Raw genomic sequence first — 25,489 nt, forward strand, 5'->3', positions numbered from 1 at the left:
CGGGCTTTTGCTCCCCCATGCTTTTTCTTCCCCATGCCGAGCTCTCCTTAAAAACTGGCGCCTGAGTGAACTTTTCACGCAAATTCACGGTCTTACCCTTCACTATGGTATTGCTGCTGCATTATCATCACCCTTTCACCGGCAGGTATTGAGAGAGTTATAATCAATGAATAAAAAGTCGTTAATTCTTAGTGCATTGGCAATGAGTATTGGCCTCACACTGGCCTCCGTACCGGCTGCCACCGCCGCGATGCCCGTCGCCGTTCAAGGGCAGCCGCTGCCAAGCCTGGCACCGATGCTGGAGAAGGTCTTGCCCGCAGTGGTCAGCGTGCATGTGGAAGGCACCCGGGTACAGCGCCAGCAAGTTCCGGAGGAGTTCAGACGCTTCTTTGGCCCTGGCGGCCCTGGGCAACAGCAAAGCTCACGCCCGTTTGAAGGCTTAGGTTCCGGCGTCATCATCGACGCCGCCAAGGGCTATGTGCTGACCAACAACCATGTGATTAACAACGCCGATAAAATCAGCGTACAGTTGAACGATGGCCGTGAAGTGGACGCCAAGCTGGTAGGCCGTGACGAACAGTCCGATATCGCCCTGCTGCAGCTCAATGACGTGAAAAACCTGACTGCTATAAAAATGGCGGACTCCGATAAACTGCGGGTCGGCGATTTCGCCGTGGCCGTCGGCAACCCGTTTGGCCTGGGCCAAACCGCTACTTCCGGCATTATTTCCGCGTTGGGCCGCAGCGGCCTGAACCTGGAAGGGTTGGAAAACTTTATTCAGACCGATGCGTCCATCAACCGCGGTAACTCCGGTGGCGCACTGGTCAACCTTAACGGTGAGCTGATCGGTATCAACACCGCCATTTTGGCGCCAAGCGGCGGCAACGTCGGTATCGGTTTTGCCATTCCGAGCAACATGGCGCAGAACCTCAGCCAGCAGTTGATCGAGTTTGGCGAAGTGAAACGCGGGCTACTGGGCATTAAAGGCAGTGAAATGACGGCTGATATGGCCAAAGCCTTTAATACTGACGCGCAACGCGGGGCATTCGTCGGTGAAGTGCTGCCGAAATCCGCTGCTGCCAAGGCGGGCATCAAGGCCGGCGATATCCTGGTTTCGGTGGACGGCAAGCCTGTCAGCAGTTTCGCCGAGCTGCGCGCCAAGGTCGGCACCACTGCGCCGGGCAAAACCATCAAGGTCGGTCTGCTGCGCGACGGCAAACCGCAGGAAGTTTCCGTTACGCTGGATAACAGCGAAAGCGCCTCAACCAATGCCGAAACGCTTTCCCCAGCTCTGCAGGGGGTTTCACTCAGCAACGGGGCGATCCCAAGCGGTGAAAAAGGCGTGAAGATCGATAAAGTGGATCAAGGCTCTGCGGCGGCACAAATCGGGATGCAGAAAGACGATGTTATCATTGGCGTCAACCGCCAGCGAATTGAGAACATCACGGCGTTGCGCAAGGTGCTTGAAGCCAAACCACCGGTCATGGCGCTGAACATCGTGCGCGGCGGCGAAACCATTTATCTGCTGTTGCGCTGATCGTATATTTGTTTAAAAACCGGGCGCAGTGACATACTGCGCTCGGTATTCTCATGTTATCCTCCGTGTATCTTTCATCTCACGTACTAAAACTCCATGTTTGCTAAGCTCTTGCGTTCCGTCGTTATTGGTCTAATCGTTGCCGGCCTGCTGCTGGTTGCTTTACCCGTGCTACGTTCTTCCAATGCCTTGTTCGCAGAAAAACATGATAGTACCCTTGATGAAACGCCCGTCAGTTACAACAAGGCGGTACGACGTGCCGCGCCTGCAGTAGTCAATATCTACAACCGCAACATGAACGGCACCGCCAACGTGCTGTTGCTGGGGTCAGGCGTGATCATGAATGAACGTGGCTATATCCTGACCAATCGACACGTGATCAAGAATGCGCAACAAATTACCGTGGTCGTCCAGGACGGCCGCCGCTATGAGGCACTGCTGGTGGGCTCTGACAGCCTGACCGATCTGGCGGTGCTGAAAATAGATCAGGGCAACCTGCCGGTGATCCCAATTAATACCGCACGCACCGCGCATGTGGGTGACGTCGTGCTGGCGATTGGCAACCCTTACAACCTCGGCCAGACCGTGACTCAGGGGATCCTCAGCGCCACCGGCCGTATCAGTATGAGCACCACCGGGCGTCAGACCTTCCTGCAGACTGATGCCTCGATTAACCGCGGCAACTCCGGCGGTGCTTTGGTCAACTCCCTGGGCGAATTAATCGGTATCAATACCCTGACCTACGATAAAATCACCGACGGTGAAACGCCGGAAGGCTTGGGCTTCGCCATTCCCATCGAACTGGCCACCAAAATTATGGATAAACTGATCCGTGATGGCCGCGTCATCCGCGGTTATTTCGGTATTCAGGGCAAAGAGATTATTCCCCTGCGCTCATCCAACTCCGGCATCGATCGCCTGCAGGGCATTATAGTGACCGAAATTACGCCGAATGGGCCGGCAGGCAACGCCGGCTTCCATATCAACGACGTGATCATCAATGTCGACAATAAACCGGCAGTATCGGTGCTGGAAACCATGGACCAGGTGGCGGAGATCCGCCCAGGTACTGAGATTCCGGTGATTGTGTTGCGCGAAGGCAAACGCACAACCTTGAAGATGACCGTGGGTGAATTCCCGGAAGACAGTAATTAAAAAGGGCCCGGCAACGCCGAGCCCTCCAATACTGCATTGCGCCGGGGGCTCCCCCGGCATCCAACAGATTATTCGCCTTTCACACGCTCGATATTCGCACCCAGCGCACGCAGCTTGTCTTCGATGCGCTCATACCCACGGTCAATATGATAGATACGATCGACAACGGTCACGCCATCGGCGATGCAACCGGCAATCACCAGGCTGGCTGAAGCGCGTAAATCGGTCGCCATCACCTGAGCACCGGACAACTGCTCAACGCCGTGACAAATCACGGTATTGCTCTCGATCTCGGCGTGTGCGCCCATACGGATCAATTCTGGCACGTGCATAAAGCGGTTTTCAAAGATGGTCTCGGTGATCACACCGGTGCCTTCCGCAACCAGATTCAGCAAGCTGAACTGGGCCTGCATATCGGTCGGGAATCCCGGGTGTGGCGCGGTGCGAATGGTCACTGCTTTCGGACGTTTGCCATGCATGTCCAGACTGATCCAGTCTTCGCCTACTTCGATATCCGCACCGGCTTCACGCAGTTTGGCCAGTACGGCATCCAGCGTATCTGGACGGGTATCACGGCACATCACTTTACCACCGGAAACCGCGGCAGCGATCAGGAAGGTACCGGTTTCGATACGGTCAGGCAAAACGCGATAAACACCGCCTCCCAGGCGCTCAACCCCCTCGATGGTGATGCGGTCACTGCCGGCTCCGGTAATTTTCGCACCCAGCGTGTTAAGGAAGTTGGCGGTATCGACAATTTCCGGCTCACGTGCGGCGTTCTCAATCACGGTAGTACCGGTCGCCAGGGTGGCGGCGCTCATGATGGTAACGGTGGCACCAACGCTCACCTTGTCCATCACGATGTGTGCACCCTTCAGGCGGCCGTCAACGGAAGCTTTTACGTAACCTTCTTCCAGTTTGATCTCTGCCCCCAGCTGTTCCAGACCCGTAATATGCAGATCAACCGGACGAGCGCCGATCGCACACCCCCCCGGCAGGGAAACCTGACCACGACCAAAACGAGCGACCAACGGCCCCAAAGCCCAGATAGAAGCACGCATGGTCTTCACCAGATCATACGGCGCGCAGAATTCGTTCACGCCGCTTGCATCAACGAAGACGGAACCGTTACGCTCAATTTTGGTGCCTAACTGGTTGAGTAGCTTAATGGTGGTATCGATGTCCTTCAGCTTCGGGACATTCTGCAGCTCGACCGGCTCTTCCGCTAATAATGCGGCGAACAGGATCGGCAGGGCAGCATTTTTGGCCCCGGAAATAGCAACTTCACCGCTTAGGCGGGTCCGGCCCTGCACACGAAATTTATCCATTTGACTACTCTCTATTATCTGAACTGATGCTGCCCGCCACGCTGGGCAAACAGCCTTAAAATCCGTTGAGTTTGCGGTCTCTCTGCCACTCTTCTGGGGTGTACGCCTTGATCGACAAGGCATGGATCCGGTTGTCCGCAATGTATTCCATCAGCGGTGCATACACCGTCTGTTGTTTCTTGACGCGGCTCATGGCGGCAAACAGCTCGCCGACCACGATCACCTGAAAATGGCTACCGTCACCGGTAACATGTGCTTCATCCAGTGCCAATGCTCGCATCAGCACATCTTTAATCTCGTTATTTTCCATAGTATCCAGTTCTGCATCAAAAGGATCATAATCAGCCTGACATCTTAGTGGAATCAGACGTTTTCTTAAACTAAAGAAAAAGCCCCTGTGTAACAGGGGCTTTCTGAGGAGAAACCGTCTTTAGCCAGTCGAAAGTCGGGCTAACCAGCGGTATCAACAGGCATTATTGCTTGCAGGTTGTACAGCGTGATCAAGGTTTTCAGGCGATCGCTGGCACCAGAAATTTTTAATTCCACGCCGCGCTGATGCTGCTGTTCACGCAGATGTACCAGCAATGCCAGCCCGGAAGAGTCCACACGCTGCAATTGCGTAACGTCGATGACAGTTTTATCCGCCAGCAACGTTTCCCGCTGTTCCCACAGCGACAACAGAGTTTCCCGATCCAGTTCACCGCGCAGGATCAGAGTCTGCTGCTGCGATTCAAAGCTGAGCGCGGTCATCAGTTTTTCTGATCCAGCGTGATTGGACGCTGCGCCGCCACCTGCAGTTGTTTGGTCAGGCCGTCAATCCCTTGGGTACGCAGAGTAGATGCCCACTCGTTTTGCTTGGTGGTGATCATGCTGACGCCTTCGGCGATCATGTCATACGCCTGCCAGTAACCGGTCTTGCTGTTTTTGCGCCACTGGAAGTCCAGACGCACCGGCGGACGACCGCCTTGGTCAATGATGGCCACGCGGATGGCAACGATATCGGCATTATCCAGCGGCTTTTCAGGTTCGATCTGGTAAGTCTGGCCGTGGTACATCGCCAACGCCTGGCCGTAGGCCTGTTCCAGGTAGGCCTGGAATGCGGTGAAGTAAGCTTCACGCTGCGCCGGAGTCGCTTCTTTGTAATAACGGCCCAGCACCAGCGCACCGGCGTATTTAACCTGTACAAAAGGCATCAACTCCTGATGCACCACGGAACGCAGGTAGTTGGGATCCTGCTTGATTTTCGGCTGCTCGGTTTTCAGACGGTTAAAGGTCTTTTGAGCCGCGTCCTGCATCAGGCTGTAAGGATTGGTTTGATCGACCGCATTCGCCAGCGGCGCAACCACCAGCAGGGCGACCATAAGTAAACGTTTAAACATGCAGGCTTCCTCTTTTAATGAATAGGGGCAGCAGGTTGCGGCGCAGTACCGGCAGCCGGGCTGGCAGCCGCGTCTCCCGCTTTATCTGCGTTATCCTGGCCGCCGCTCTTATACAAGAACTGGCCGATCAGATCTTCCAGAACCATGGCTGATTTGGTGTCCTGAATAGTACCGCCATCTTTCAGGATGGTAGTCCCCATATCCGGGTCTTCAAAACCGACGTTCAGTGCCAGATATTGCTCCCCCAGCAGGCCGGAGGTGCGGATCGCCAGCGAGCTGGTATCCGGTATCTGGTTGAATTTATCCTGGATATCCAGGGCAACGCGCGGGGTATAAGTTTTAGGATCGAGCGAGATATTGGCCACTCGGCCAATCACCACGCCGCCGATTTTCACTGGTGAACGTGCTTTCAGACCACCGATATTATCGAAGGTCGCGTAAATACGGTAGGTCGGCTCGTTACCGATCGACTTAATGTTCGCCACTTGCAGGCACAAAAACACGACGGCGCACAGCGCAATCAGCATAAATGCCCCAACCCAGATTTCACTCTTCTTAGTTTGCATCGAATCAATTCCCAAACATCAGTGCTGTCAGCACGAAATCCAATCCCAACACCGCCAGTGACGAATGTACCACGGTACGGGTCGTTGCCCGGCTAATCCCTTCAGAGGTCGGCACCGCATCATACCCATTGAAAATGGCAATCCAGGTCACGGTGATGGCGAATACCACGCTCTTGATCAGGCAGTTGAGCAAGTCTTTTCTCCACTCCACCGCGCCCTGCATCGCCGACCAGAAGAAGCCGCTGTCGATGCCCTTCCAATCCACGCCGACTATCGCTCCGCCCCAGATGCCCACCGCGACGAAGATAATCGTCAGCAGAGGCATGCTGAGCAAACCGGCCCAGAAGCGTGGCGCGACAATACGCCGCAGCGGGTCGACCGCCATCATTTCCAGGCTGGAGATTTGTTCGGTCGCCTTCATCAGGCCAATTTCGGCCGTCAGCGCGGAACCGGCGCGGCCGGCAAACAGCAGTGCCGTCACCACCGGCCCCAGTTCACGCAGCAGCGACAGCGCCACCATCATGCCCAGGCTGGCTTCGGCACTGTAGGTGGTAAGCACCAAATAGCCCTGTAGCCCCAGTACCATGCCGATAAACAATCCGGAAACCATGATAATCAGCAGTGATTGCACGCCCACACTGTGCATTTGCTTGAGCAGCAACGGCCACTGTTTGCGCGGCTCGGGCCGCCCGACCAGCGCGCCCCACAGCATCAATCCGGCGCGCCCAAAGCTGGCGCTGGTGTTGATGCCACGGCGTCCTAACGACGCTAACGCCTGTAATAACATCAGCTTATTTACTCCCTAAACCTAACAACTCGGCCTGGTAATCGCCGGCCGGATAACGGAAAGGCACCGGCCCATCGGCAATACCATCCAGGAACTGGCGCACGCGTGCATCAGGATTGTTCTGTAATTCTTGCGCCGTGCCTTCGGCAATCACCCGATGATCGGCAACAATGTACGCGTAGTCGGCGATACTCAGCACCTCCGGTACATCATGCGAAACCACAATGCAGGTGATGCCCAGCGCGTGATTGAGCTCATCGATCAACTTAACCAACACACCCATGGTGATCGGATCCTGGCCGACGAAAGGTTCGTCGAACATGATCATCTCCGGGTCGAGCGCAATCGCCCGCGCCAGTGCCGCACGCCGCGCCATACCGCCGGACAACTCATTGGGCATCAGCTCGGCCGCGCCACGCAGTCCGACCGCCTCCAGCTTCATCATTACCGTACTGCGCAAAATAGGCTCCGGTAAGCGACTGTGTTCACGCAGCGGATAAGCCACGTTTTCAAACACCGTCAGATCGGTGAACAGCGCGCCTGACTGGAACAGCATGCTCATTTTCTTACGTGCTTCATATAGCTGATGGCGGGACAAGGCGGGAATGTCGTCGCCATCAAACCAGATCTCACCGCTGTCCGGTGTCAACTGGCCGCCAATCAGACGCAGGAGCGTTGTTTTACCAATACCGGACGGCCCCATGATCGCCGTCACCTTGCCACGGGGAACCGTCAGGTTGATGTCTTCGAATATTAGTCGATCGCCACGCGAAAAAGTCATATCGCGAACTTCGACCAGATTCTCTGCCTTCTGGTGCATGTTAATGGATCCTTTGCGGCTTATTTTTGCCAAATCTACCCGCGATGTTAAAGCAACGGGCGCAATGCGTCTCATCTTTACAAAAACTTACCGGCATTTCGTTACCAATGGTGCGCTAAGGCTGTGCTTCTCCTTGTGCGTGGCACCGTCGCAGACCCAAAAGTCCGTAATCAAGGCGGAAGGTGATGGGCATAGTGGACCTACGTTCAAGCCCGACAACGCAGAGTACGGGCTTTTGGGGCGCGACCTTAAGGGCTGGGGCCATTTGAGCGCGCCCCTGTGTTACGAGCCGCTTATTTGGCACACCAAATCTCACGACTCGCGCCTTGCTGCGCACTCAAATTGCCACCAGCGGTGCTCACGCACAAGGAGAAGCACAGCCTAATTTTACTTTTAGGCTGCAGACGGTCAAAATTGGCATCATAACGAAAAAAACGAAAGCGTTCATATATTAGCCGGGAAATCCCGTTGCTGCGGCTTTAGCCTGCGCAACGGAGGGCAAAGCAAGATAGCCGAATTACGGCTTTTAACCAACGAACCGGGATAATACCCAACAAAGGACCCTGCATGTTTCTCGCGATAGTTTTATTAATCGTTGGTTTATTTTTACTGGTGTATGGCGCAGACCGCTTAGTTTACGGTGCTGCGGTGATTTCTCGTTCACTTGGTGTACCACCGCTGATTATCGGCATGACCATCGTCGGCATCGGCACTTCGCTGCCGGAACTGTTTGTTTCGACCACCGCCGCACTGAACGGGCAGATAGATATGGCGGTGGGAAACGTAATAGGTTCCAACATCACCAATATATTATTGATCCTTGGTGTTGCCGCGCTGATCCACCCGCTGGCTGCGCGTTCTGAAGTATTGCGTCGCGAACTGCCGCTGATGTTGGCGGTCACAGTATTGTGCGGTTTCGTGCTGATGGACGGCACGTTAAGTCGGCTGGATGGCGTGGTGCTGTTGGCCGCCGCCGCCGTCTTCATTCTGTTGATGTTGAAAATTGCCCGGCTGGCACAGCGTGAAGGCAACGACAGCCTGACCGTGGAACAAATGGCCGAACTACCGCAGGACAGCAGCAACACCGTGGCGGTGCTGTGGCTGGTGCTGGCGTTTATCATTCTGCCGCTGTCTTCCAAAATGGTGGTCGATAACGCCACGGTGATCGCGCACTTTTTCGGTATGAGTGAACTGGTGGTCGGCCTAACCCTTATCGCTGTCGGCACCAGCCTGCCGGAACTGGCCACCTCCATCGCCGGAGCACTAAAGGGTGAGGATGATATGGCGATTGGCAATATCATCGGCTCCAACATTTTCAATACGGTGATAGTGCTGGGTGTCCCCGCACTGCTGTCCCCTGGCAGTGTCGATGGCGCCGCCTTCCACCGCGATTACTGGGTGATGCTGGCGGTCAGCATTGTGCTCACCGCCTTGTGCGCAGGGCGTAAACATCGCATCGGTCATCTGGCAGGGGCTCTGTTATTATGTGGTTTTATTGCATATCTTGCTGTGCTGTTTTTTAACCCTTTCAGTACTTTCGGCTAAACCGACGGGCGGGAATGAGTATGTCGAACATTCAGTTGCAACCAGGCTTTGATTTTCAGCAGGCGGGCAAAGAAGTGCTGCAGATTGAGCGTGACGGGCTGGCCCAGCTCAGCCAATACATCAATGCGGACTTTACCCGCGCCTGCGAGTTGATCGCCGAATGCACCGGTAAAGTGGTGGTGATGGGCATGGGTAAATCCGGCCATATCGGCTGCAAGATTGCCGCTACCTTCGCCAGCACCGGTACGCCTTCGTTCTTTGTTCACCCTGCGGAAGCCAGCCACGGTGACCTGGGCATGGTGTCTGCGCAGGATATTGTGCTCGCCATCTCCAACTCCGGCGAGTCCAACGAAATCCAGGCGCTGATCCCGGTATTGAAGCGCCAGCAAATCCCGCTGATCTGCATGACCAACAATCCGGAAAGCTCGATGGGCAAGGCGGCGGATATTCACCTGTGCATCAAGGTGCCACAGGAAGCCTGTCCGCTCGGCCTGGCACCGACCACCAGCACCACCGCCACCCTGGTGATGGGCGATGCGTTAGCCGTCGCCCTGCTAAAAGCCCGCGGTTTCACGCCGGAAGATTTTGCGTTGTCACACCCTGGTGGCGCTCTGGGCCGCCGACTGCTGCTGCGCGTGAGTGATATCATGCACAGCGGCGATGAAATTCCCCACGTCAGCGCTGATGCATCGCTGCGCGACGCGCTGCTGGAAATCACCCGAAAAAATCTGGGCATGACGGTCATCTGTGACGATCTGATGAGGATCGCCGGTATCTTTACCGATGGTGACCTGCGCCGGATTTTTGATATGGGTATCAATCTCAACGAGGCCAGGATCGTTGATGTTATGACCCTCGGTGGCGTGCGAGTACGTCCGAACCTGCTGGCGGTCGACGCGCTGAACCTGATGCAGCAACGTCATATCACCTCGGTGCTGGTTGCCGATGGCGACCAGTTGCTGGGTGTGGTACATATGCATGACATGCTGCGCGCCGGCGTCGTTTGATTTTCAGGCCATTTTACTTGCCATTTTGGCGTTGGGCAGTGCTCGAAATCCTCACGTACTACGTGTACGCTGCGGTTTCTCCGCGCTGTCCGCCACCAAACTGGCTACGCCAATGGTGCCTGATTTATAAAAAACCTGAGGGAACTCAATGAGTCTGGTTGAAACCTGCTACGGACCTGTAGAACAAGACGTCATGGCGCGCGCCGGTAAAATCCGTCTGCTGATTTGTGATGTCGATGGCGTGCTGTCAGACGGCCTGATTTTCATGGGCAACAACGGTGAAGAACTAAAAGCGTTTAACGTGCGCGACGGTTACGGCATTCGCTGCCTGAAAACCTCGGATATTGAAGTGGCAATTATCACCGGCCGCTCCGCCAAACTCCTGGAAGACCGCGCGAATACCCTCGGTATTACCCATCTTTATCAGGGGCAATCCGATAAGCTTTTGGCCTTCCGCGAACTGTTGGATACACTGTCGCTAACGGCAGATCAGGTAGCCTATATCGGCGACGACCTGATCGACTGGCCGGTGATGGCTCAGGTTGGCCTGGCAGTCGCGGTAGCCGATGCGCATCCTCTGCTACTGCCACGAGCCCACTATATTACCCGCATCGCCGGCGGCCGCGGTGCGGTACGCGAGCTGTGTGACATTATTCTTTTGGCTCAGAACAAGCTGGAGGACGCCAAAGGGCTGTCGATATGAGTAAAACCAAACTTTGGATCACCATCCTGCTGGCGGTGATCGCATTGGCACTGATTGGCTGGAACATGACGGATGTCAATGATGATGCCACGCCGGGGCCGGTTAACAGCCAGGACCCGACTTATCAGAGCCAGCACACGGTCACCATAGTGTACAATCCGACCGGCAAGCTGAGCTATAAGCTGGTGGCGGAAGACGTAAAGTACTATGAGGCCGACGAATTAAGCTGGTTTACCCAGCCAGTGATGACGCTGTTTGATGAAAACGCGGTGGCCACCTGGTCAGTTCGCGCAGATCGCGCCAAACTGACTAAAGACCGGATGCTGTATCTTTACGGCCATGTCGAGGTGAACAGCCTGACCACCACCTCACAGCTGGAAAAAATTAAAACAGACAATGCTCAGGTGAACCTGGTGACCCAGGATGTGGCTTCGGATGACGAAGTGACGCTCTATGGGACGAACTTCACCTCTAACGGCATGAAAATGCGTGGGAACCTGCGGGCCAAAACCGCTGAGCTGATTGATAAGGTTAAGACCAACTATGAAATTCAGAACCAACAAACAAAGCCGTAATCTTTTGATCGGTAGCTTGATTTTGGCCGCCAGCGCACCCGCCTGGGCGCTGAAGTCCGACTCCAGCCAACCGGTAAGCATCGACTCGCTGAAACAGTCTCTGGATATGCAGAGCAACGTCAGCACCTTTACCGATAATGTGGTGATCAAGCAAGGCACTATCGATATCAAGGCCGACAAGGTGGTGGTAACACGACCAGGCGGCGATCAGAACAAAACTTATATCGAAGCCTTTGGCAACCCGGTGACCTTCTATCAGATGCAAGACAGCGGCAAGCCGGTGAAAGGCCACGCGCAGAAGGTCCGTTACGATGTCGCGTCGCAGTTGGTGACCCTGACCGGGAATGCCTATCTGGAGCAGCTCGACAGCAACGTAAAAGGCGATCGCATCACCTATCTGGTGCAACAGCAGCAAATGCAGGCGTTTAGCGACAAAGGCAAACGCGTGACTACGGTTCTGGTACCGTCGCAGTTGCAAGACAAAAACGGGCAAAAGAAGAGTAACTAATCACTTATGGCTACACTCATCGCAGAAAACCTGGCGAAAGCCTACAAGGGCCGAAAAGTTGTTGAAGACGTCAGCCTGAAAGTGAAATCCGGCGAGATCGTCGGCCTGCTGGGGCCAAACGGCGCCGGCAAGACCACCACCTTCTACATGGTGGTGGGTATCGTTCAGCGTGATGCCGGGCGTATCGTGATTGACGAAGAAGACATCAGCCTGCTGCCGCTGCACGCCCGTGCGCGCCGTGGCATCGGCTATTTGCCGCAGGAAGCATCCATCTTCCGCCGCCTCAGCGTGTATGACAACCTGATGGCCGTGCTGGAGATCCGTGAAGATCTCAGCAGCGAGCAGCGAGCAGACCGTGCGCTAGAGCTGATGGAAGAATTCCATATCACCCACCTTCGCGACAACCTGGGCCAGGCACTGTCCGGTGGTGAACGCCGCCGCGTCGAGATCGCCCGTGCGCTGGCGGCCAACCCGAAATTCATCCTGCTGGATGAGCCGTTCGCCGGGGTTGACCCGATTTCCGTTATCGACATTAAAAAAATTATCGAGCACTTGCGTGACAGCGGCCTGGGCGTGCTGATCACCGACCATAACGTGCGCGAAACGCTGGACGTGTGTGAACGCGCCTATATCGTCAGCCAAGGCAAACTGATTGCCCACGGCACGCCGGATGCTATTCTGGTCGATGAGCAGGTGAAACGCGTTTATCTGGGCGAAGAATTCCGCCTCTGAGTACCAGCGCGTCCTGATGGACGACTGTTAACGGAAGTAGACTGAAGATTATGAAGCAAGGTTTGCAACTCAGGTTTAGCCAACAACTGGCCATGACCCCCCAGCTCCAGCAGGCTATCCGCCTGCTGCAGTTGTCCACGCTTGAGCTCCAGCAGGAGATACAGCTGGCGTTAGAGAGCAACCCATTGCTTGAACAGAGCGACCTGCACGAAGAAGTCGACACCAAAGAAACTGTCGAAACCGAAGGTTTGGATACCCGCGAGGCGTTGGAACAAAAGGACATGCCCGAAGAGCTGCCGCTCGACGCCACCTGGGACGAAATCTACACCGCCGGCACGCCGTCCGGTACCCGCACCGATTACAGTGACGATGAGCTCCCGGTTTATCAGGGCGAGACTACCCAGACCCTGCAGGATTACCTGATGTGGCAAGTGGATCTGACGCCGTTTTCTGATACCGATGCCGCTATTGCCACCTCAATTGTCGACGCCGTTGATGACACCGGCTATCTCACCGTGCCGCTGGAAGACATTCTGGAGAGCCTGGGTGACGAGAATGTGACAATGGACGAAGTCGAAGCGGTATTGAAGCGCGTACAGCGTTTTGATCCGGTTGGCGTCGCCGCGCGCGACCTGCGCGATTGTCTGCTGGTTCAGCTTTCCCAGTACGTTAAAGACACGCCCTATCTGGCTGAAGCACGCCTGATCATCAGCGAGCATCTGGACCTGCTGGCTAACCACGACTTTCGCAGCCTGATGCGAACAACGCGCTCAAAAGAAGATACACTGAAAGAAGCGATGTTGCTGATCCAGTCATTGGATCCCCGTCCGGGTCAGTCAATCAACACCGGCGAATCCGAGTATGTGATCCCGGACGTGCTGGTGCGAAAAGTGCAAAATGTCTGGACGGTTGAGCTCAACAGCGACAGCATTCCACGCTTGAAGATCAACCAGCAGTACGCCGCGATGGGCAATAGCGCCCGTAACGACAGTGACGGCCAGTACATCCGTAGCAATTTGCAGGAAGCGAAGTGGCTGATCAAAAGTCTGGAAAGCCGAAACGACACTCTGCTGAAGGTTTCGCGCTGCATCGTCGAGCAGCAACAGGCGTTCTTTGAACAGGGTGCAGAATTTATGAAGCCCATGGTGCTGGCAGATATAGCCCAAGCCGTGGAGATGCATGAATCGACAATTTCACGTGTGACCACGCAGAAGTTTTTGCACAGTCCGCGCGGCATTTTCGAATTGAAATATTTCTTCTCCAGCCATGTGAATACCGACAGCGGGGGCGAAGCCTCCTCTACGGCGATCCGGGCAGTGGTGAAGAAAATGATCGCGGCGGAAAACCCCGCCAAACCGCTCAGCGACAGCAAGCTGGCCACCCTGCTCTCCGACCAGGGGATCATCGTGGCGCGGCGCACCGTCGCCAAGTACCGAGAGTCTTTGTCCATCCCGCCGTCCAACCAACGTAAACAGTTGGTTTGACCTCTATTGAGAAGGAAGACATTATGCAGCTCAACATTACCGGACACCACATCGAGATCACCGAACCTATGCGCGAGTTCGTGAACACCAAGTTCGCCAAACTCGAACAGTATTTTGACCGCATAAATCAGGTGTATGTCGTGCTTAGTGTGGAAAAAGTGCAGCAGATTGCGGAAGCGACGGTGCACGTGAATGGAGGCGAGTTGCACGCCACCTCGGAAGACGAGAACATGTATGCCGCAATTGACTCCCTGATCGACAAACTGGCGCGTCAATTGAACAAACATAAAGACAAACTGAAGCAACACTGACATTCTGGGCCGTTTCCGTCAGCGGGTACGGCTCAAACGTAGCCTCGGCCATCGGCGCGTTGCCTGTAAGGGTATCGCGCCGATAAGCCATCAAGGGTTAAACAAGGCGAAAAATCACCTCACAAGCCTCCTGCTTGCTGGTGTGATTTTAAGTGAAGATGAGATGAACAACGAAACAATGCAATTAAGCTCGGTGTTAAATATCGAGTGCACCAGAAGCTCCGTCCACTGCACCAGCAAGAAACGGGCTTTGGAAATTATCAGCGAACTGGCCGCAAAGCAGCTCAACCTGTCATCACAGGTAGTGTTTGACGCGGTTCTCACCCGCGAGCGTATGGGCAGTACCGGTATCGGCAATGGTATCGCTATTCCCCACGGCAAACTGGAAGAGGACACACTGCGGGCCGTTGGCGTGTTTATCCGTCTCGACCAACCTATCGCCTTTGACGCCATTGATAACCAGCCGGTCGATCTGCTGTTTGCCTTACTGGTCCCTGCCGACCAATGTAAAACCCATTTGCATACTCTGTCGCTGGTCGCCAAACGCCTGGCCGACAAAACCGTATGTCGTCGCCTGCGTGCGGCGCAAAGTGACGAAGAGCTTTACCAAATCATCACCGAGTAACGCCCGGCTGGCGTGACTTCCAGCCCGGATAACGATACTGTTTAGCCACGATGGGTCCCGGTTCGGACAGGGATCCTAAAGTTTCTAACGGTGGCGATAAACGCCACTGAGATGCCAGGGGGAGTTGCCACATGGTGCTGATGATTGTCAGCGGCCGTTCCGGTTCAGGGAAATCCGTCGCTTTGCGGGCGCTGGAAGACATGGGTTTTTACTGCGTTGATAACCTGCCCGTGGTACTGCTGCCGCAGCTTGCCAATACGCTGGCGGAACGCAATAGCTCTGCTGCGGTAAGCATCGACGTACGTAACATGCCGGAATCGCCGGAAGTGTTTGAATATGCGATGACCCAACTGCCGGACAGCTTTTCGCCGCAATTGCTGTTCCTCGATGCCGACCGTAATACGCTGATCCGCCGCTACAGTGATACTCGCCGTCTGCACCCGCTATCGAGCAAGAACCTGTCGCTGGAAAGCGCCATCGATGAAGAGAGCGACCTGCTTGAGCCACTGCGCTCCAGGGCCGATCTGATCATCGATACCTCGGAAATGTCAGTGCATGAACTGGCCGAAATGCTGCGTACCCGCCTGTTGGGCAAACGCGAGCGCGAACTGACCATGGTGTTCGAATCCTTCGGCTTTAAGCACGGTATTCCAATCGACGCCGATTATGTGTTCGACGTACGCTTTCTGCCTAACCCGCACTGGGATCCGAAACTGCGCCCAATGACAGGCCTGGATAAACCTGTCGCCTCGTTCCTCGATCGCCACACTGAAGTGCACAACTTTATCTACCAGACCCGCAGCTATCTCGAACAGTGGTTGCCGATGCTGGAAACCAACAACCGCAGCTACCTGACGGTCGCCATTGGTTGTACCGGCGGTAAGCACCGTTCAGTCTACGTGGCAGAACAGTTGGCCGACTACTTCCGCTCACGCGGTAAAAACGTGCAGTCACGCCACCGCACGCTGGAAAAACGCAAACAATGACGGTCAAACAAACGGTTGAAATCAAAAACAAGCTGGGCATGCACGCGCGCCCGGCGATGAAGCTGTTTGAGCTGGTACAGAGCTTTGATGCCGAGGTGATGCTACGCAACGACAGCGGCACCGAGGCCGAGGCCAGCAGCGTGATTGCGCTGCTGATGCTGGACTCCGCGCAGGGGCGTCATATCGAAGTGGAAGCCACCGGCCCGGATGAAGCGAAAGCACTGGCGGCGGTAATTGAGTTGATCAATTCCGGTTTTGACGAAGACTAGTAGCTTGGGGTGTCGCATACGGGGCCCCCTCTCGCTGACTCCCTGTAATTCCCCACTAAATCCGGCTTAAACAGTCCAGCGCTACCGCCTTGAAGCTGTCGAAATTGTCACTGCCCAACAGGCGACTCATCGAACGTTCGCGCACAAAGGTAACGAACAGATCGTAGATTGCCATCGCCTCTTCATAATCGCTTTTGCTGATTGCCAGTAAGAAAATCACGTGAGCAATTTCACCTTCACCCCAGACCACCCCCTGCGGTGCCAGCAGCGTCACCACTACGGTTTTCTTCGCCAGCAACCCCAGCGAGTGCGGCAATGCTATCCCTTCACCCAGCAGTGTAGAAACAATCGCCTCGCGCTCCACCACCGACGGATAGAAATCTTCGCCAACATAGCCTTCGCATTCAAGCTGGCTACACACCTTCTGGAATAATTCCGCCTGGGTCAGCGGTTCATTGACCAGCATAAAATGCTCGGCGTCGAAAAACTTCTCCAGCATATAGGGCTTGGTGCGATCCACCAGCACCAGTTTGCCAAGCTGTTCGAGCTGGTATTCGGTCGGGAACGGCGACATCACCACCACCGGCTTGTTCTTTTCGCTGATCCGCGCATTGGAAATAACGAAGTCTTCGTCGATATGCTTGAGTACCTCGTAATCACGCAGCGAAACGATGCGCGTCATCACCAGCTGTGGGTATTTGCGCGCGATCTGCGCCTGGATCATCCGCACCGTCGAGTTACCGGTATCGCACACCAGCATCACCTGCGGATGTCGCTCATAGCCAATGTTGTAATGCCGCTCCAGCCCAACGCCAATGTGCAGTACCAGATAACCAATCTCGTTTTCACTCAAGGTGTAAGGCGTATATTTTCCCCAGCTGGAGACCGCGGCCAGCGTCACGTCATAGGCCATCGGGTAGTGTTGCTTAATGTTCGCCAGCAATGGGTTGGGGATATTAATCTGATATTTCACCCGGGTGATCATGGTCTTGATATGGGTCAGCAGATCGGCTCGCAGCTGCTTGTCACCCTGCAGATTGTAGTTATAGTGCGCGTTGATGTACGACAGAATGTAATCCACCAGCGCTTCTTCATCGTCGGCGTTGATCTCGGTAGGTTGCACCTCCTGTACCCGCCGCGCGGCGATGTTCACCCGCAGGTAGGCCTCTTCCGCTATTGATATCTCTTTGCCACTGGCTTTGCGCAGTTCCCCGGCCAGCCAGGTCGAAACCTTGCGCACGGCGTCATCCCCGTCCTCAACGTCAAAGTCCGGCAACGGATAGCCATCGGTAATGCGTCGCAGCGCCACTGCACAGTAGAAAATCAGATACTGCTCACCTTCGTCCGTCAGACGAATGGCATATTGCGACAACAACGGATGCAGCAAACCGGCAAAGGTCACCACCTGCGGTTGCCGCAGGATCTCATTGTTGAGCAGTGGATTTTCGGCATCGGCCAGATGCAATTGGAATAACAGATCGGTCAGACAGGCGCGGATCGCCATCTCCGAACCAAACAGCTTCATGCCGTAGCGCGGTTTGGTTTCAATTGTCAACTGGTAGTGCGCCAGACGCTCTCTCACCTCAGCCATGTCGTTTTGCAGCGTGCCGCGGCTGACAAACCATTCATCGGCTAAATCTTCAAGCTTCAGAGAAAAGGCTGAGGTCAAAAAACGAATCAGCAGATAGTGCACCCGTTCCTGGGCGCTGCGTGGCGTAGCGTGTTTTTTACGTTCCTGATGTTGCAGTGCGCTAAACAACGCGGCGTCATCGACCTGCAGGCGATAACCCGCCCCACGGCTATGCACAAAGTGAGCGCCGTAGTTTCCCAGAATATCATTCAGCGCGGTAATGTCGGCGCGCACGGTTCGGGTGGACACGGCGAAGCGCTTCGCCAGCTCTTCCTGTGGCAAAGTCTCAGACTGCAAAGCATCAAACAGATAGGCTAAACGCGGGTAGGGAAATCGCACCATTCTCATTCCGTCAATTAAGGTGCCCGCCAGGGGAATCAGGCGGGCAACGGGTTACTTCGCCACCGGCAAGAACACCATTTGCGAAGGGCTGCCCACCGGCGTATAGCCTTCAACAAAGCTGAGTTTGCCGCTGGCCTTATCCACGCCAAAACGGGTGACATTATCGCTGCGTTGGTTCATGGCATACAGATAACGACCGTCCGGGCTTAGCGTCAGGGATCGTGGATAATCGCCGCGCGTCCAGGTTTCCGCCACCGCGTGCAACTCTCCATCGTTATCGATGCTGAACTGCGCAATGCTGTTATGTAGCCGGTTGGCGACATACAGATTTTTCCCGTCTTCGCTCAGAACCAACCCGGCAGCAAAGTTGCTCCCCTTATAATCGGCAGGCAGCGAAGAAACGACATGTAACTGTTTCAAAGTTCCTTTCTGGCTGTCGAAACGGTAACTGGCCAGCGTTGAAGCCTCTTCATTCACCAGCAGTACAGTTTTGCCGTCCGGATGGAAGACAAAGTGACGCGGGCCGGCACCAGCAGAAGATGCGGCGATCCACGGCGGATCGTTCGGTGCCAGTTGGCCACTGGCATCGTCAAAGCGCCACTGGTAGATCCGATCCAGCCCCAGATCGGTAGAAAACACAAACTTGCCACTCGGATCGCTGGCGATCATATGCGCATGCGGCCCATTGTGATCGCTGATGGCAAAACTGCCTTCCACCGCGCTCTCCGGCTTGCCGGCACCTGCGGGCCCTTGCTGTTGCTGTACCGAGCTAGCGTTACCCAGCCTACCATCGCTCTCCAGCGGGAAGGCCGCCACGGTACCGCTGACGTAGTTCGCTACCAGCAGATAACGGCCGTTAGGCGTCGGAGAAAGATATACCGGCCCTGCGCCTTGGGAATCGACCTGATTAAGCTGAGTCAGATTACCATCGGATGGATTGATGCGGTAAGCGATGATGCCGCCGTGTTTAGTACCGTTAAAATCTGCCACTTCGCTGGCAACATACAACGTCTGGCCTTTGGCATCCACGGTGAGCTGTGCCGGGTTGGCCTGCTTGCTGACCAGCGTTCTGGCGCTCAACGCACCGCTGGCCGAGTCAACCTGCACCCGGTAAACGCCTTCACCGTTAGGATTGTAGGTACCGATATAAGCAAAATGAGATGACGTAGATTTCATTGCATCCTCAGCATGCAGCACCGGGCTGGTCATCGCCAGTAACGCCAGGGTTAACGCGGTGCGTAGGGTTGGAGACTGCCAGTTTCGCATAGTTATCCTTATGATAGATAGCGGCGCGGAATGCCCGCGCCGGTGGATACAAAGCCTGTCGCCTCCCTGCCTTACGTCATCCGATAATGCGTTTACCCGACCAGTTTTTTGGTGATTGCCAGCAGGGTTTTAACGTCCTGTGGGCGAGTGTTGCCAGTAGCAGAGTCGATGATGGAGCTGTAGATATGTGGGATCACCCGTTTCACACCCGCAGCCAGTGCGATCTCGACGATCGGCTCAAAATTTTCCAGATCAATGCCACCGGTCGGCTCCAGCATAAAGTCATGTTCGGCGCAGGCCTGGGCCACATACTGGTATTCTTCTTTGCACGCCAGCCCGCCCATCGGGAAATATTTGATTGAGCTGCCACCCATATCCTTTAACAGGGCAATGGCGGTTTCCACCGGCACAATGCCGTCCGGTGCCGCAGCACTCAGCGGGCCGGTCGAGATTTTCACCCAGCCGACTCGGCCGGTAGGTGACACCAGGCCATTGACCACGCTGTCATTTTGGCCCAGCAGCGCGCGGCTGGCACCGACACCGGTAAACACCTGGTTTACATGTTGTGGCTGCACCTGCTGAGAAATCAGGCTGACCATCGCCGATTGTTTCGGATCTCCCGCGCCCAGCCCCACCGACAGCGCATTTTCAATCAGCCGCGCATAGCGCTGCATGTCTGCCACCGCGCTGTCGACGTCCGGGTAATTCTTGGACAGAACGCCCACCAGCACGTGCCCTTCCGCCGCCGCATAAATGTCCTGCGCATTGTCTTTCGAGCCGGCCAATACGTTGAGGCACACGCGATCGCGATAGTAGTTAGGTTGCAGCTTCATGCTTGTTTCTCCGTGAACAGATTTTTAATACAGGTGAAGACGGTCATCAGCTGTTGCTGATCAACGCTGCGCACATCCACTTCAATCTTGCCTTCGTTGGCCTTATAGCCACGGAAGTAGATAGCGATATCGCCGGTTTTCAGCGCCTGCACGATGTCGTAGGTCGAACGCCCAAGCACCGCTTCGTCAAAAGTGATCTCTGCCCGCGCAATATCGCGGCCGGCACTGTCCCAGACGGTTTTGGCGCTGATGCCGGTCAGGGTGTTCAGGCTGTCGATAAACGGCGTCATTCTTTCCACCATTTGCTGACCGGTGGTTTTCTCCAACGTCAGATAGCTTTCGATCGCCTGCGTCAGGCCGAGGATCCCCTCTTTGCCCACTTTCATCGCCCGACCGATGCCGCCGGATTGCAGCTTCACCCACTCGACGTATTGCTTCTTGCCAATAACCAACCCGCTGGTGGGGCCTTCGATGGCTTTGGCACCGCTGTAAATCACCAGGTCGGCCCCCATCTGGTAGTAACACAGCAAATCTTCTTCCGCCGCAGCGTCGACGATCAGTGGCAGGTTATGCTTACGCGCCACCACCACCGCCTGTTCAACGGAAAGAATGCTTTTCTGCACGCAGTGGTGCGACTTGATATAGAGAATAGCGGCGGTCTGCGGCGTGATGCAGGCTTCGAGCTGCTCAGCAGAACACTCGTTGGCATAACCCGCCTCGACCACTTTGCCGCCACCCAGTGCCACCATGGTGTCGACCGGTGCGCCGAAGTTGACGTTATGGCCACGCGGCAACACGATTTCGCGCGGTACGGTAATCGGCGCAAAGTGCAAATTCACCAACAGGTTGGCGTCATCTTTGACGATCAGTGCCGCCACCGACTGGGCGATGCCTGCCGAGGCGCAGGAAACGATCACCGCATTTTCGACATTCAACAGATTGGCGATATAGGCCCCGGTCTTGTCGACCAGATCCTTGATTTCAAAATAGTGATTCAGGCCATAGTCAACCGCGTCAATAACGTCCTGACGCGGTGTGGACACGCCAAGCATGGTCATACGGCCTGAAGTATTAATGACTTGTTTTAAATTATATTTTTCATAAATCGAAGACATGAGCGGCTTTCCCTTCATCGGTTAATAGGATTTCCCCGGCCACCACCGCGGCCAGCGGAACCAGCAACTGTTGGCCGGCTGCCGATTGCCCTTCTGAATCGGCAAACACCTGCGGCCCCTGGCGGAGATCAAACAGGGTGAAATCGGCGTCACAACCCACTTCGAGCTGGCCCTTATTGACCAGGCGTAGCGCCGACGCAGCATTCTCAGTCACGCAGGCGATCACCTGCGGCAGCGACAACCCGACGCTGAAGAATTTGGACATCACCGTCGCCAGGCTGTGTACCGGCCCGGCCATGCGGTTGCGGCAGTAAATATCGGAACTGATGGTATGCGGCAAAATGCCCAGTGATATCGCCTGCCGGGCGACCTCAAAACTGAAGCTGGCACTGCCGTGGCCAACGTCGAGCAACACACCGCGCTGTAGCGCACGCTGGATAGAATCACGCAGCGTGCCCGCCGGGGTCAGGATACGATTTGGCTTGCCGTTGTAGCAGTGGGTAATAATGTCGCCACGGGTCAGCAGATCGGCGATCTCATCGAGATCCGGAGGGTTATTACCGATATGCACCATCAGCGGCAATTGGTTATTTTCCCGTTGGATCTCTTTGGCAAGCACCAACGGCCGGGTACCATTCTGGCCGACCACGCTGCTGCTCATACGCGCCTTGATACCAATGATAAAACCCGGGTGTTCACCGATCGCCTGGCTGACTTTCTGCTTATCGATATCAGCCAGGTCTGCCAATTCGTTCTGTCTCAACAGACCGATGCGCGAAATATTCAGGAAGGCAAAAACGTTGGTTTTAGCACGGCGCGTCAGTGCATAAAACGTATCTACATCGTCAGTGCCGGTGCTACCAGCGTCAACTACCGTAGTGACGCCACAGGCAGTGCCGACCAAATCCGGTTCGTCATGGTAAATCGGCGAGGAAGGGTAGCAATGCACGTGAGAGTCGATCCAGCCGGCACTCAGGTGGTGATTGCCCGCCAGATCCCATAGCCGATGCGCGCGAACGTCTTCGGCCAGTTGCCCGATCTCGGCAATCTTGCCGTCCTGAACCGCCAAATCGACCAGTCGGCCATCCGCCAGTCTGGCGCGTCTGATTACTAAGTCATACATACTGCATTACTCCTTTTCAAGCAGGGGAGCGGCATGCCGCTCCCCAACAATCACAGTCGCATTTAAGCGATGGCTACCGGGAAAATAGCCCCTAACAGCATCGCCCCGAGGATCGCCCCGCCGGTGATTGGCTTATTCCAGATATAGAACAGCAGTGCCCCGAGCAATGAACCAATGCCAATCGGAATCGAGGCGGTCATCGCCGACAGGATGATCAACGGCCCCAGGAAACGACCGGAAGAGTTACCTGCGCCCATCATCACGTCCGCCCCGTAGGTGGAGTTGCTCTGGTTGATGGTAAATTTACGCGCCAGAATGATCAGGTAGCCAATCGCCAGGCCGATCACCAGGCCGGTAATTAGCGAGGCGGCAAAGTTGGCAACCGGGAAGATAATGCCTGCCCCGAGCAACAGTGCTGGCACTCCCAGGCCTACACCGGTCTGGATTGCACCACCAATGTCCAGGATCCCTACCAGCGAGCCTTCGATGATGCGCGCAAATAGGAAGCTGGCACCAAATGCCGCCACCGCGCCATAAATGCCGGTATCCATTCCGGCCCGCAGCATGGAAACGAAGGCCACTTCGTTAAAGGCACCGATACCGTACAGGTAGTACATGTGCGTCCCGGCGAACACGCCGGACGAGAGCAGGCCAACAAAAATCGGGAATGACCAGTCGGCATACCAGAAGCCTTTTTGGGTTTGTTCTTCCATCATCCAGCTCCTTATTTACCGCTCAGAGTATTGTGAATGACATCCAGCCAGCCCGGCACACCGAGGCTGAAGGACTCGAGGACTTTCATGTCGAAGCCACGGAAGAAACCGCTCAGCACGAACAACAGCACGATCACGGCCATCATGATCTTGGTGATTTTGTTCCAGCCGCTTTCTTCCACGCCTTTACCAATCAGGATACCCAGCACCAGACCCGGTACCGCGTTGCCCATAATCAGCTGCGCCAGGCCGCCGAAGATTGTGCCCCAGAAACCGGAGCGACGCCCGGCGTCGATAGCCGCCAGCCAGAAGATCACCGGCATCACGGTGTTCACCAGCAGGTTAGCTGCCGGCACCAACACTTTAATCGCCGTCACCTGCAGCGCAGCAGGCACTGCAGAAGCGGTGGTATTGAGGAAAGCCACCACCAACATGCCGATAATGCCGCAGGCGATAGCCATTTTTTTCGGGTCGTGCAGCGTTTGCGCCAGGTTGCGGTTCTTGACCATCAACGCTGCCGCCCCCCAGTGTGGGATGATGCGGTGGTCAACGTCCTGCGTGAAGGCCCCCGCCGCCACGGAAGACGCCCAAGCGTTGAAGAAGAAGCCCAGACCGAATGAGAAATGGGAAGCCGGATCGCCCTCGCAGGAGTTCAGCTCGCCCAAGGTACGGAAAGCGCCCATGCCCTGAGTGGTTGGGGCATGGAACATGCGCGCGGCGCCGGCCCCTACGCCAACCCCCACCAGTCCGCCGATAATAAGCGACTTAAACAAGATGATTAAAAACATCAGTATACCCTTTGATTTATGCTAACGTTTTTATTTCGTGACGAAGACAACTTTTTCTGTATTGATGATTGTCACGTTCACGGTTATTTCCAGAGATACGGAATAATTCTTTCTTTCGCGCGGCAGAAAGAAGAATAGAAACTTTTCTTTTGTTATTTTCTCTTCCGCTCTTAATACGCTGACATCCTGCGGTTCAATTCGCAGCAGAATATTACTGGTGGATTTTAATACCGCGGCCTGCACATTGGCCAAGGCAGAAGCAAAAGCTTTCGCTTTGCTGTCGCCCTTGCCCTCTACCTTTACCGACGTTGTATATTGTTCTTTCATTACGGATTGCCGTGTTTTTTAACGTAGGCCTCAACCAGCCTTTGCCCCAGCTCTTCTTTATCCATAAAACCGAAACCCAACACGGTGCAACCTTCGTTAATTGCCGTCACGCCTTCATCAATCGAGCGCATGCCGTATTTGGCTTTGTAGCCGTATTTGGTCTGAGCGGTAATTGCCCCTGCACCGCCGCTGCCGCAGAAAGAAATACCCAACTGCGCGCCTTCCGCTTTCATCACGTCGCCCAGCTTCATATCTGCCGCTACGCCAGGGATAACAATGGCTTTTCCACCTGCATTTTCAATGCCCTGACCCACTTTCTGACCTTTACCCAAACGATCGCCAATCACTACGATAATCTGACCCATGGTATTTCTCCTGATTAAATTAATTCGTTAACTGCTATTGGTTATTATCTTTTGCCACTTCAAAATGGACGGACAACAAATAAGCCTCTTCGATCGGTAAAGTGGCAAACTGCCCCACTACCCGCTCGGCCATTTGCATTGATTCCGCCGAAATTTCATCAAACAGTGATTTATCGACTTCCGGTAATGGCTCGCCGGTTATTGAACGTAGCACCATGGCACGAATATGCGACTCCAGCATCTGTTGCTGTACCGCGTTGGTATAAATGCCCTCGGTGTTTAGCATCTCGGTAATACCTGCCAGCACCTGTTCGGTGATTGTCCCGGCCAGGCTGACATCGGGTTGCTCACTATTTTCTATCGCAACAGATCCATCATTCACTTTTCAGTACCCCTAGATCCAAACATGATTCGGTCAATTGCACAGCATCACCTGAATAACCCGCCTTCTCTGATGCCTTTACCCTAACCCCGGGAGGATTTCCTGTGTAGCCTGTTTTTTTCCAGTTGGAAGTGGAAATTCAGTGACCATCAGGGATCCATTTCGCAAAATAAGCATTTGCCAGATCATTCAATTAAATTACAAAAAGATAACACCACAAACTGTTTCCAGTTCGCCCAGCGGTGGTGAAAAGCTTCGTGATCGGGATCTCTTTCTTTTCCCCGCCTA

At 55.0% G+C, this 25,489-nt stretch carries 30 protein-coding genes; 13 read left to right on the plus strand and 17 right to left on the minus strand.

Going from position 1 to position 25,489, the window contains the following annotated elements; translation table 11 throughout:
* Window positions 1-166 precede the first annotated feature (166 nt).
* Window positions 167-1,537, plus strand: coding sequence for a serine endoprotease DegQ (degQ, locus tag ACUTQ5_RS16050; RefSeq protein ID WP_445652072.1), 1,371 nt, complete (start codon window positions 167-169; stop codon window positions 1,535-1,537).
* Window positions 1,538-1,633: 96 nt separating this feature from the next.
* Window positions 1,634-2,692 (plus strand): outer membrane-stress sensor serine endopeptidase DegS, encoded by a 1,059-nt coding sequence (gene degS, locus ACUTQ5_RS16055; protein WP_445652073.1) that lies wholly within the window; start codon window positions 1,634-1,636, stop codon window positions 2,690-2,692.
* A 68-nt stretch (window positions 2,693-2,760) separates the two neighbouring features.
* Here the strand turns inward: degS and murA are convergent, their stop codons facing one another.
* From murA to mlaF, 7 genes are all read right to left on the minus strand, one after another.
* Entirely contained in the window at window positions 2,761-4,020 is a 1,260-nt protein-coding gene (gene murA / locus ACUTQ5_RS16060) for a UDP-N-acetylglucosamine 1-carboxyvinyltransferase (protein WP_012147050.1), read from the minus strand.
* Window positions 4,021-4,075: 55 nt separating this feature from the next.
* Window positions 4,076-4,330: a BolA family iron metabolism protein IbaG gene (gene ibaG, locus ACUTQ5_RS16065; RefSeq protein ID WP_012147051.1), complete on the minus strand. Its 255-nt coding sequence runs from the start codon at window positions 4,328-4,330 to the stop codon at window positions 4,076-4,078.
* A 140-nt stretch (window positions 4,331-4,470) separates the two neighbouring features.
* On the minus strand, window positions 4,471-4,770 hold the full coding sequence (gene mlaB, locus ACUTQ5_RS16070; protein ID WP_445652074.1) for a lipid asymmetry maintenance protein MlaB: 300 nt from the start codon (window positions 4,768-4,770) through the stop codon (window positions 4,471-4,473).
* Window positions 4,770-5,399, minus strand: coding sequence for a phospholipid-binding protein MlaC (gene mlaC / locus ACUTQ5_RS16075; RefSeq protein ID WP_445652075.1), 630 nt, complete (start codon window positions 5,397-5,399; stop codon window positions 4,770-4,772). Before mlaC ends, mlaB begins: the two co-directional genes overlap by 1 nt.
* Window positions 5,400-5,413: 14 nt before the next feature.
* A complete protein-coding gene (mlaD, locus tag ACUTQ5_RS16080) occupies window positions 5,414-5,965 on the minus strand; it encodes an outer membrane lipid asymmetry maintenance protein MlaD (protein ID WP_012147054.1) in 552 nt (183 codons plus the stop codon).
* A gap of 4 nt (window positions 5,966-5,969) precedes the next feature.
* Window positions 5,970-6,752 carry a lipid asymmetry maintenance ABC transporter permease subunit MlaE gene (mlaE, locus tag ACUTQ5_RS16085; protein ID WP_445652076.1) on the minus strand — a complete coding sequence of 261 codons (783 nt, stop codon included), beginning with the start codon at window positions 6,750-6,752 and terminating at the stop codon, window positions 5,970-5,972.
* Window positions 6,753-6,756: 4 nt separating this feature from the next.
* Window positions 6,757-7,572, minus strand: coding sequence for a phospholipid ABC transporter ATP-binding protein MlaF (gene mlaF / locus ACUTQ5_RS16090; RefSeq protein ID WP_135318170.1), 816 nt, complete (start codon window positions 7,570-7,572; stop codon window positions 6,757-6,759).
* Between the two features lie 567 nt (window positions 7,573-8,139).
* On the opposite strand from mlaF, the gene ACUTQ5_RS16095 reads away from it, so the two are divergent.
* The 11 genes from ACUTQ5_RS16095 to npr all read left to right on the plus strand — a co-directional run bounded on the left by ACUTQ5_RS16095 (window position 8,140) and on the right by npr (window position 16,317).
* A complete protein-coding gene (locus ACUTQ5_RS16095; RefSeq protein ID WP_445652077.1) occupies window positions 8,140-9,117 on the plus strand; it encodes a calcium/sodium antiporter in 978 nt (325 codons plus the stop codon).
* 20 nt (window positions 9,118-9,137) lie between these two features.
* The gene (kdsD, locus tag ACUTQ5_RS16100; protein ID WP_445652078.1) at window positions 9,138-10,124 is read left to right on the plus strand and encodes an arabinose-5-phosphate isomerase KdsD; all 987 of its coding nucleotides are present in this window, start codon (window positions 9,138-9,140) and stop codon (window positions 10,122-10,124) included.
* A gap of 148 nt (window positions 10,125-10,272) precedes the next feature.
* Complete coding sequence (kdsC, locus tag ACUTQ5_RS16105) at window positions 10,273-10,827, plus strand: 3-deoxy-manno-octulosonate-8-phosphatase KdsC (protein ID WP_017894144.1); 555 nt, start codon at window positions 10,273-10,275, stop codon at window positions 10,825-10,827.
* Complete coding sequence (gene lptC / locus ACUTQ5_RS16110; protein ID WP_135318174.1) at window positions 10,824-11,402, plus strand: LPS export ABC transporter periplasmic protein LptC; 579 nt, start codon at window positions 10,824-10,826, stop codon at window positions 11,400-11,402. Before kdsC ends, lptC begins: the two co-directional genes overlap by 4 nt.
* Window positions 11,371-11,910: a lipopolysaccharide ABC transporter substrate-binding protein LptA gene (gene lptA / locus ACUTQ5_RS16115; RefSeq protein WP_445652079.1), complete on the plus strand. Its 540-nt coding sequence runs from the start codon at window positions 11,371-11,373 to the stop codon at window positions 11,908-11,910. The genes lptC and lptA overlap by 32 nt, the downstream gene beginning before the upstream one ends.
* A gap of 6 nt (window positions 11,911-11,916) precedes the next feature.
* Window positions 11,917-12,642 carry an LPS export ABC transporter ATP-binding protein gene (gene lptB, locus ACUTQ5_RS16120; RefSeq protein ID WP_445652080.1) on the plus strand — a complete coding sequence of 242 codons (726 nt, stop codon included), beginning with the start codon at window positions 11,917-11,919 and terminating at the stop codon, window positions 12,640-12,642.
* A gap of 50 nt (window positions 12,643-12,692) precedes the next feature.
* The gene (rpoN, locus tag ACUTQ5_RS16125) at window positions 12,693-14,126 is read left to right on the plus strand and encodes an RNA polymerase factor sigma-54 (RefSeq protein ID WP_445652081.1); all 1,434 of its coding nucleotides are present in this window, start codon (window positions 12,693-12,695) and stop codon (window positions 14,124-14,126) included.
* Window positions 14,127-14,149: 23 nt separating this feature from the next.
* Window positions 14,150-14,437, plus strand: coding sequence for a ribosome hibernation promoting factor (gene hpf / locus ACUTQ5_RS16130; protein ID WP_445652082.1), 288 nt, complete (start codon window positions 14,150-14,152; stop codon window positions 14,435-14,437).
* A 163-nt stretch (window positions 14,438-14,600) separates the two neighbouring features.
* Window positions 14,601-15,062: a PTS IIA-like nitrogen regulatory protein PtsN gene (gene ptsN / locus ACUTQ5_RS16135; RefSeq protein WP_012147064.1), complete on the plus strand. Its 462-nt coding sequence runs from the start codon at window positions 14,601-14,603 to the stop codon at window positions 15,060-15,062.
* 131 nt (window positions 15,063-15,193) lie between these two features.
* Window positions 15,194-16,048: an RNase adapter RapZ gene (gene rapZ / locus ACUTQ5_RS16140; RefSeq protein ID WP_012147065.1), complete on the plus strand. Its 855-nt coding sequence runs from the start codon at window positions 15,194-15,196 to the stop codon at window positions 16,046-16,048.
* On the plus strand, window positions 16,045-16,317 hold the full coding sequence (npr, locus tag ACUTQ5_RS16145) for a PTS phosphocarrier protein NPr (RefSeq protein WP_012147066.1): 273 nt from the start codon (window positions 16,045-16,047) through the stop codon (window positions 16,315-16,317). Before rapZ ends, npr begins: the two co-directional genes overlap by 4 nt.
* Before the next feature lie 55 nt (window positions 16,318-16,372).
* Here npr and ACUTQ5_RS16150 read toward each other — a convergent pair whose 3' ends face one another.
* The 10 genes from ACUTQ5_RS16150 to ACUTQ5_RS16195 form a co-directional block, all read right to left on the minus strand.
* On the minus strand, window positions 16,373-18,289 hold the full coding sequence (locus ACUTQ5_RS16150; RefSeq protein WP_445652083.1) for a BglG family transcription antiterminator: 1,917 nt from the start codon (window positions 18,287-18,289) through the stop codon (window positions 16,373-16,375).
* Window positions 18,290-18,340: 51 nt separating this feature from the next.
* On the minus strand, window positions 18,341-19,555 hold the full coding sequence (locus ACUTQ5_RS16155) for a lactonase family protein (protein WP_445652084.1): 1,215 nt from the start codon (window positions 19,553-19,555) through the stop codon (window positions 18,341-18,343).
* A gap of 92 nt (window positions 19,556-19,647) precedes the next feature.
* Window positions 19,648-20,388 (minus strand): 2-dehydro-3-deoxy-phosphogluconate aldolase, encoded by a 741-nt coding sequence (gene dagF, locus ACUTQ5_RS16160; protein WP_130382137.1) that lies wholly within the window; start codon window positions 20,386-20,388, stop codon window positions 19,648-19,650.
* Window positions 20,385-21,503, minus strand: a complete 1,119-nt coding sequence (locus ACUTQ5_RS16165) for a DgaE family pyridoxal phosphate-dependent ammonia lyase (RefSeq protein ID WP_445652085.1) — start codon at window positions 21,501-21,503, stop codon at window positions 20,385-20,387. The genes dagF and ACUTQ5_RS16165 overlap by 4 nt, the downstream gene beginning before the upstream one ends.
* Entirely contained in the window at window positions 21,487-22,626 is a 1,140-nt protein-coding gene (locus ACUTQ5_RS16170) for an amidohydrolase/deacetylase family metallohydrolase (RefSeq protein ID WP_445652086.1), read from the minus strand. Before ACUTQ5_RS16170 ends, ACUTQ5_RS16165 begins: the two co-directional genes overlap by 17 nt.
* Window positions 22,627-22,688: 62 nt before the next feature.
* Window positions 22,689-23,339, minus strand: coding sequence for a DUF4310 family protein (locus ACUTQ5_RS16175; RefSeq protein WP_445652152.1), 651 nt, complete (start codon window positions 23,337-23,339; stop codon window positions 22,689-22,691).
* Window positions 23,340-23,350: 11 nt separating this feature from the next.
* Complete coding sequence (locus ACUTQ5_RS16180; RefSeq protein WP_234586484.1) at window positions 23,351-24,127, minus strand: DUF4311 domain-containing protein; 777 nt, start codon at window positions 24,125-24,127, stop codon at window positions 23,351-23,353.
* Window positions 24,128-24,157: 30 nt separating this feature from the next.
* Window positions 24,158-24,454 carry a DUF4312 family protein gene (locus ACUTQ5_RS16185; protein WP_445652087.1) on the minus strand — a complete coding sequence of 99 codons (297 nt, stop codon included), beginning with the start codon at window positions 24,452-24,454 and terminating at the stop codon, window positions 24,158-24,160.
* Window positions 24,454-24,819, minus strand: coding sequence for an SFCGS family glycine-rich protein (locus tag ACUTQ5_RS16190; protein ID WP_445652088.1), 366 nt, complete (start codon window positions 24,817-24,819; stop codon window positions 24,454-24,456). Before ACUTQ5_RS16190 ends, ACUTQ5_RS16185 begins: the two co-directional genes overlap by 1 nt.
* Window positions 24,820-24,853: 34 nt before the next feature.
* Entirely contained in the window at window positions 24,854-25,201 is a 348-nt protein-coding gene (locus ACUTQ5_RS16195) for a glycine dehydrogenase (RefSeq protein WP_261096135.1), read from the minus strand.
* Window positions 25,202-25,489: the final 288 nt, after the last annotated feature.

This window comes from Serratia sp. NA_112.1 (assembly GCF_052691715.1).

Bases quoted from the DNA above. Each gene is read 5' to 3' on its own strand.
- degQ (WP_445652072.1), top strand. From the start codon at position 167: ATGAATAAAAAGTCGTTAATTCTTAGTGCATTGGCAATGAGTATTGGC.
- degS (WP_445652073.1), top strand. From the start codon at position 1,634: ATGTTTGCTAAGCTCTTGCGTTCCGTCGTTATTGGTCTAATCGTTGCC.
- murA (WP_012147050.1), bottom strand. From the start codon at position 4,020: ATGGATAAATTTCGTGTGCAGGGCCGGACCCGCCTAAGCGGTGAAGTT.
- ibaG (WP_012147051.1), bottom strand. From the start codon at position 4,330: ATGGAAAATAACGAGATTAAAGATGTGCTGATGCGAGCATTGGCACTG.
- mlaB (WP_445652074.1), bottom strand. From the start codon at position 4,770: ATGACCGCGCTCAGCTTTGAATCGCAGCAGCAGACTCTGATCCTGCGC.
- mlaC (WP_445652075.1), bottom strand. From the start codon at position 5,399: ATGTTTAAACGTTTACTTATGGTCGCCCTGCTGGTGGTTGCGCCGCTG.
- mlaD (WP_012147054.1), bottom strand. From the start codon at position 5,965: ATGCAAACTAAGAAGAGTGAAATCTGGGTTGGGGCATTTATGCTGATT.
- mlaE (WP_445652076.1), bottom strand. From the start codon at position 6,752: ATGTTATTACAGGCGTTAGCGTCGTTAGGACGCCGTGGCATCAACACC.
- mlaF (WP_135318170.1), bottom strand. From the start codon at position 7,572: ATGCACCAGAAGGCAGAGAATCTGGTCGAAGTTCGCGATATGACTTTT.
- ACUTQ5_RS16095 (WP_445652077.1), top strand. From the start codon at position 8,140: ATGTTTCTCGCGATAGTTTTATTAATCGTTGGTTTATTTTTACTGGTG.
- kdsD (WP_445652078.1), top strand. From the start codon at position 9,138: ATGTCGAACATTCAGTTGCAACCAGGCTTTGATTTTCAGCAGGCGGGC.
- kdsC (WP_017894144.1), top strand. From the start codon at position 10,273: ATGAGTCTGGTTGAAACCTGCTACGGACCTGTAGAACAAGACGTCATG.
- lptC (WP_135318174.1), top strand. From the start codon at position 10,824: ATGAGTAAAACCAAACTTTGGATCACCATCCTGCTGGCGGTGATCGCA.
- lptA (WP_445652079.1), top strand. From the start codon at position 11,371: ATGAAATTCAGAACCAACAAACAAAGCCGTAATCTTTTGATCGGTAGC.
- lptB (WP_445652080.1), top strand. From the start codon at position 11,917: ATGGCTACACTCATCGCAGAAAACCTGGCGAAAGCCTACAAGGGCCGA.
- rpoN (WP_445652081.1), top strand. From the start codon at position 12,693: ATGAAGCAAGGTTTGCAACTCAGGTTTAGCCAACAACTGGCCATGACC.
- hpf (WP_445652082.1), top strand. From the start codon at position 14,150: ATGCAGCTCAACATTACCGGACACCACATCGAGATCACCGAACCTATG.
- ptsN (WP_012147064.1), top strand. From the start codon at position 14,601: ATGAACAACGAAACAATGCAATTAAGCTCGGTGTTAAATATCGAGTGC.
- rapZ (WP_012147065.1), top strand. From the start codon at position 15,194: ATGGTGCTGATGATTGTCAGCGGCCGTTCCGGTTCAGGGAAATCCGTC.
- npr (WP_012147066.1), top strand. From the start codon at position 16,045: ATGACGGTCAAACAAACGGTTGAAATCAAAAACAAGCTGGGCATGCAC.
- ACUTQ5_RS16150 (WP_445652083.1), bottom strand. From the start codon at position 18,289: ATGGTGCGATTTCCCTACCCGCGTTTAGCCTATCTGTTTGATGCTTTG.
- ACUTQ5_RS16155 (WP_445652084.1), bottom strand. From the start codon at position 19,555: ATGCGAAACTGGCAGTCTCCAACCCTACGCACCGCGTTAACCCTGGCG.
- dagF (WP_130382137.1), bottom strand. From the start codon at position 20,388: ATGAAGCTGCAACCTAACTACTATCGCGATCGCGTGTGCCTCAACGTA.
- ACUTQ5_RS16165 (WP_445652085.1), bottom strand. From the start codon at position 21,503: ATGTCTTCGATTTATGAAAAATATAATTTAAAACAAGTCATTAATACT.
- ACUTQ5_RS16170 (WP_445652086.1), bottom strand. From the start codon at position 22,626: ATGTATGACTTAGTAATCAGACGCGCCAGACTGGCGGATGGCCGACTG.
- ACUTQ5_RS16175 (WP_445652152.1), bottom strand. From the start codon at position 23,339: ATGGAAGAACAAACCCAAAAAGGCTTCTGGTATGCCGACTGGTCATTC.
- ACUTQ5_RS16180 (WP_234586484.1), bottom strand. From the start codon at position 24,127: ATGTTTTTAATCATCTTGTTTAAGTCGCTTATTATCGGCGGACTGGTG.
- ACUTQ5_RS16185 (WP_445652087.1), bottom strand. From the start codon at position 24,454: ATGAAAGAACAATATACAACGTCGGTAAAGGTAGAGGGCAAGGGCGAC.
- ACUTQ5_RS16190 (WP_445652088.1), bottom strand. From the start codon at position 24,819: ATGGGTCAGATTATCGTAGTGATTGGCGATCGTTTGGGTAAAGGTCAG.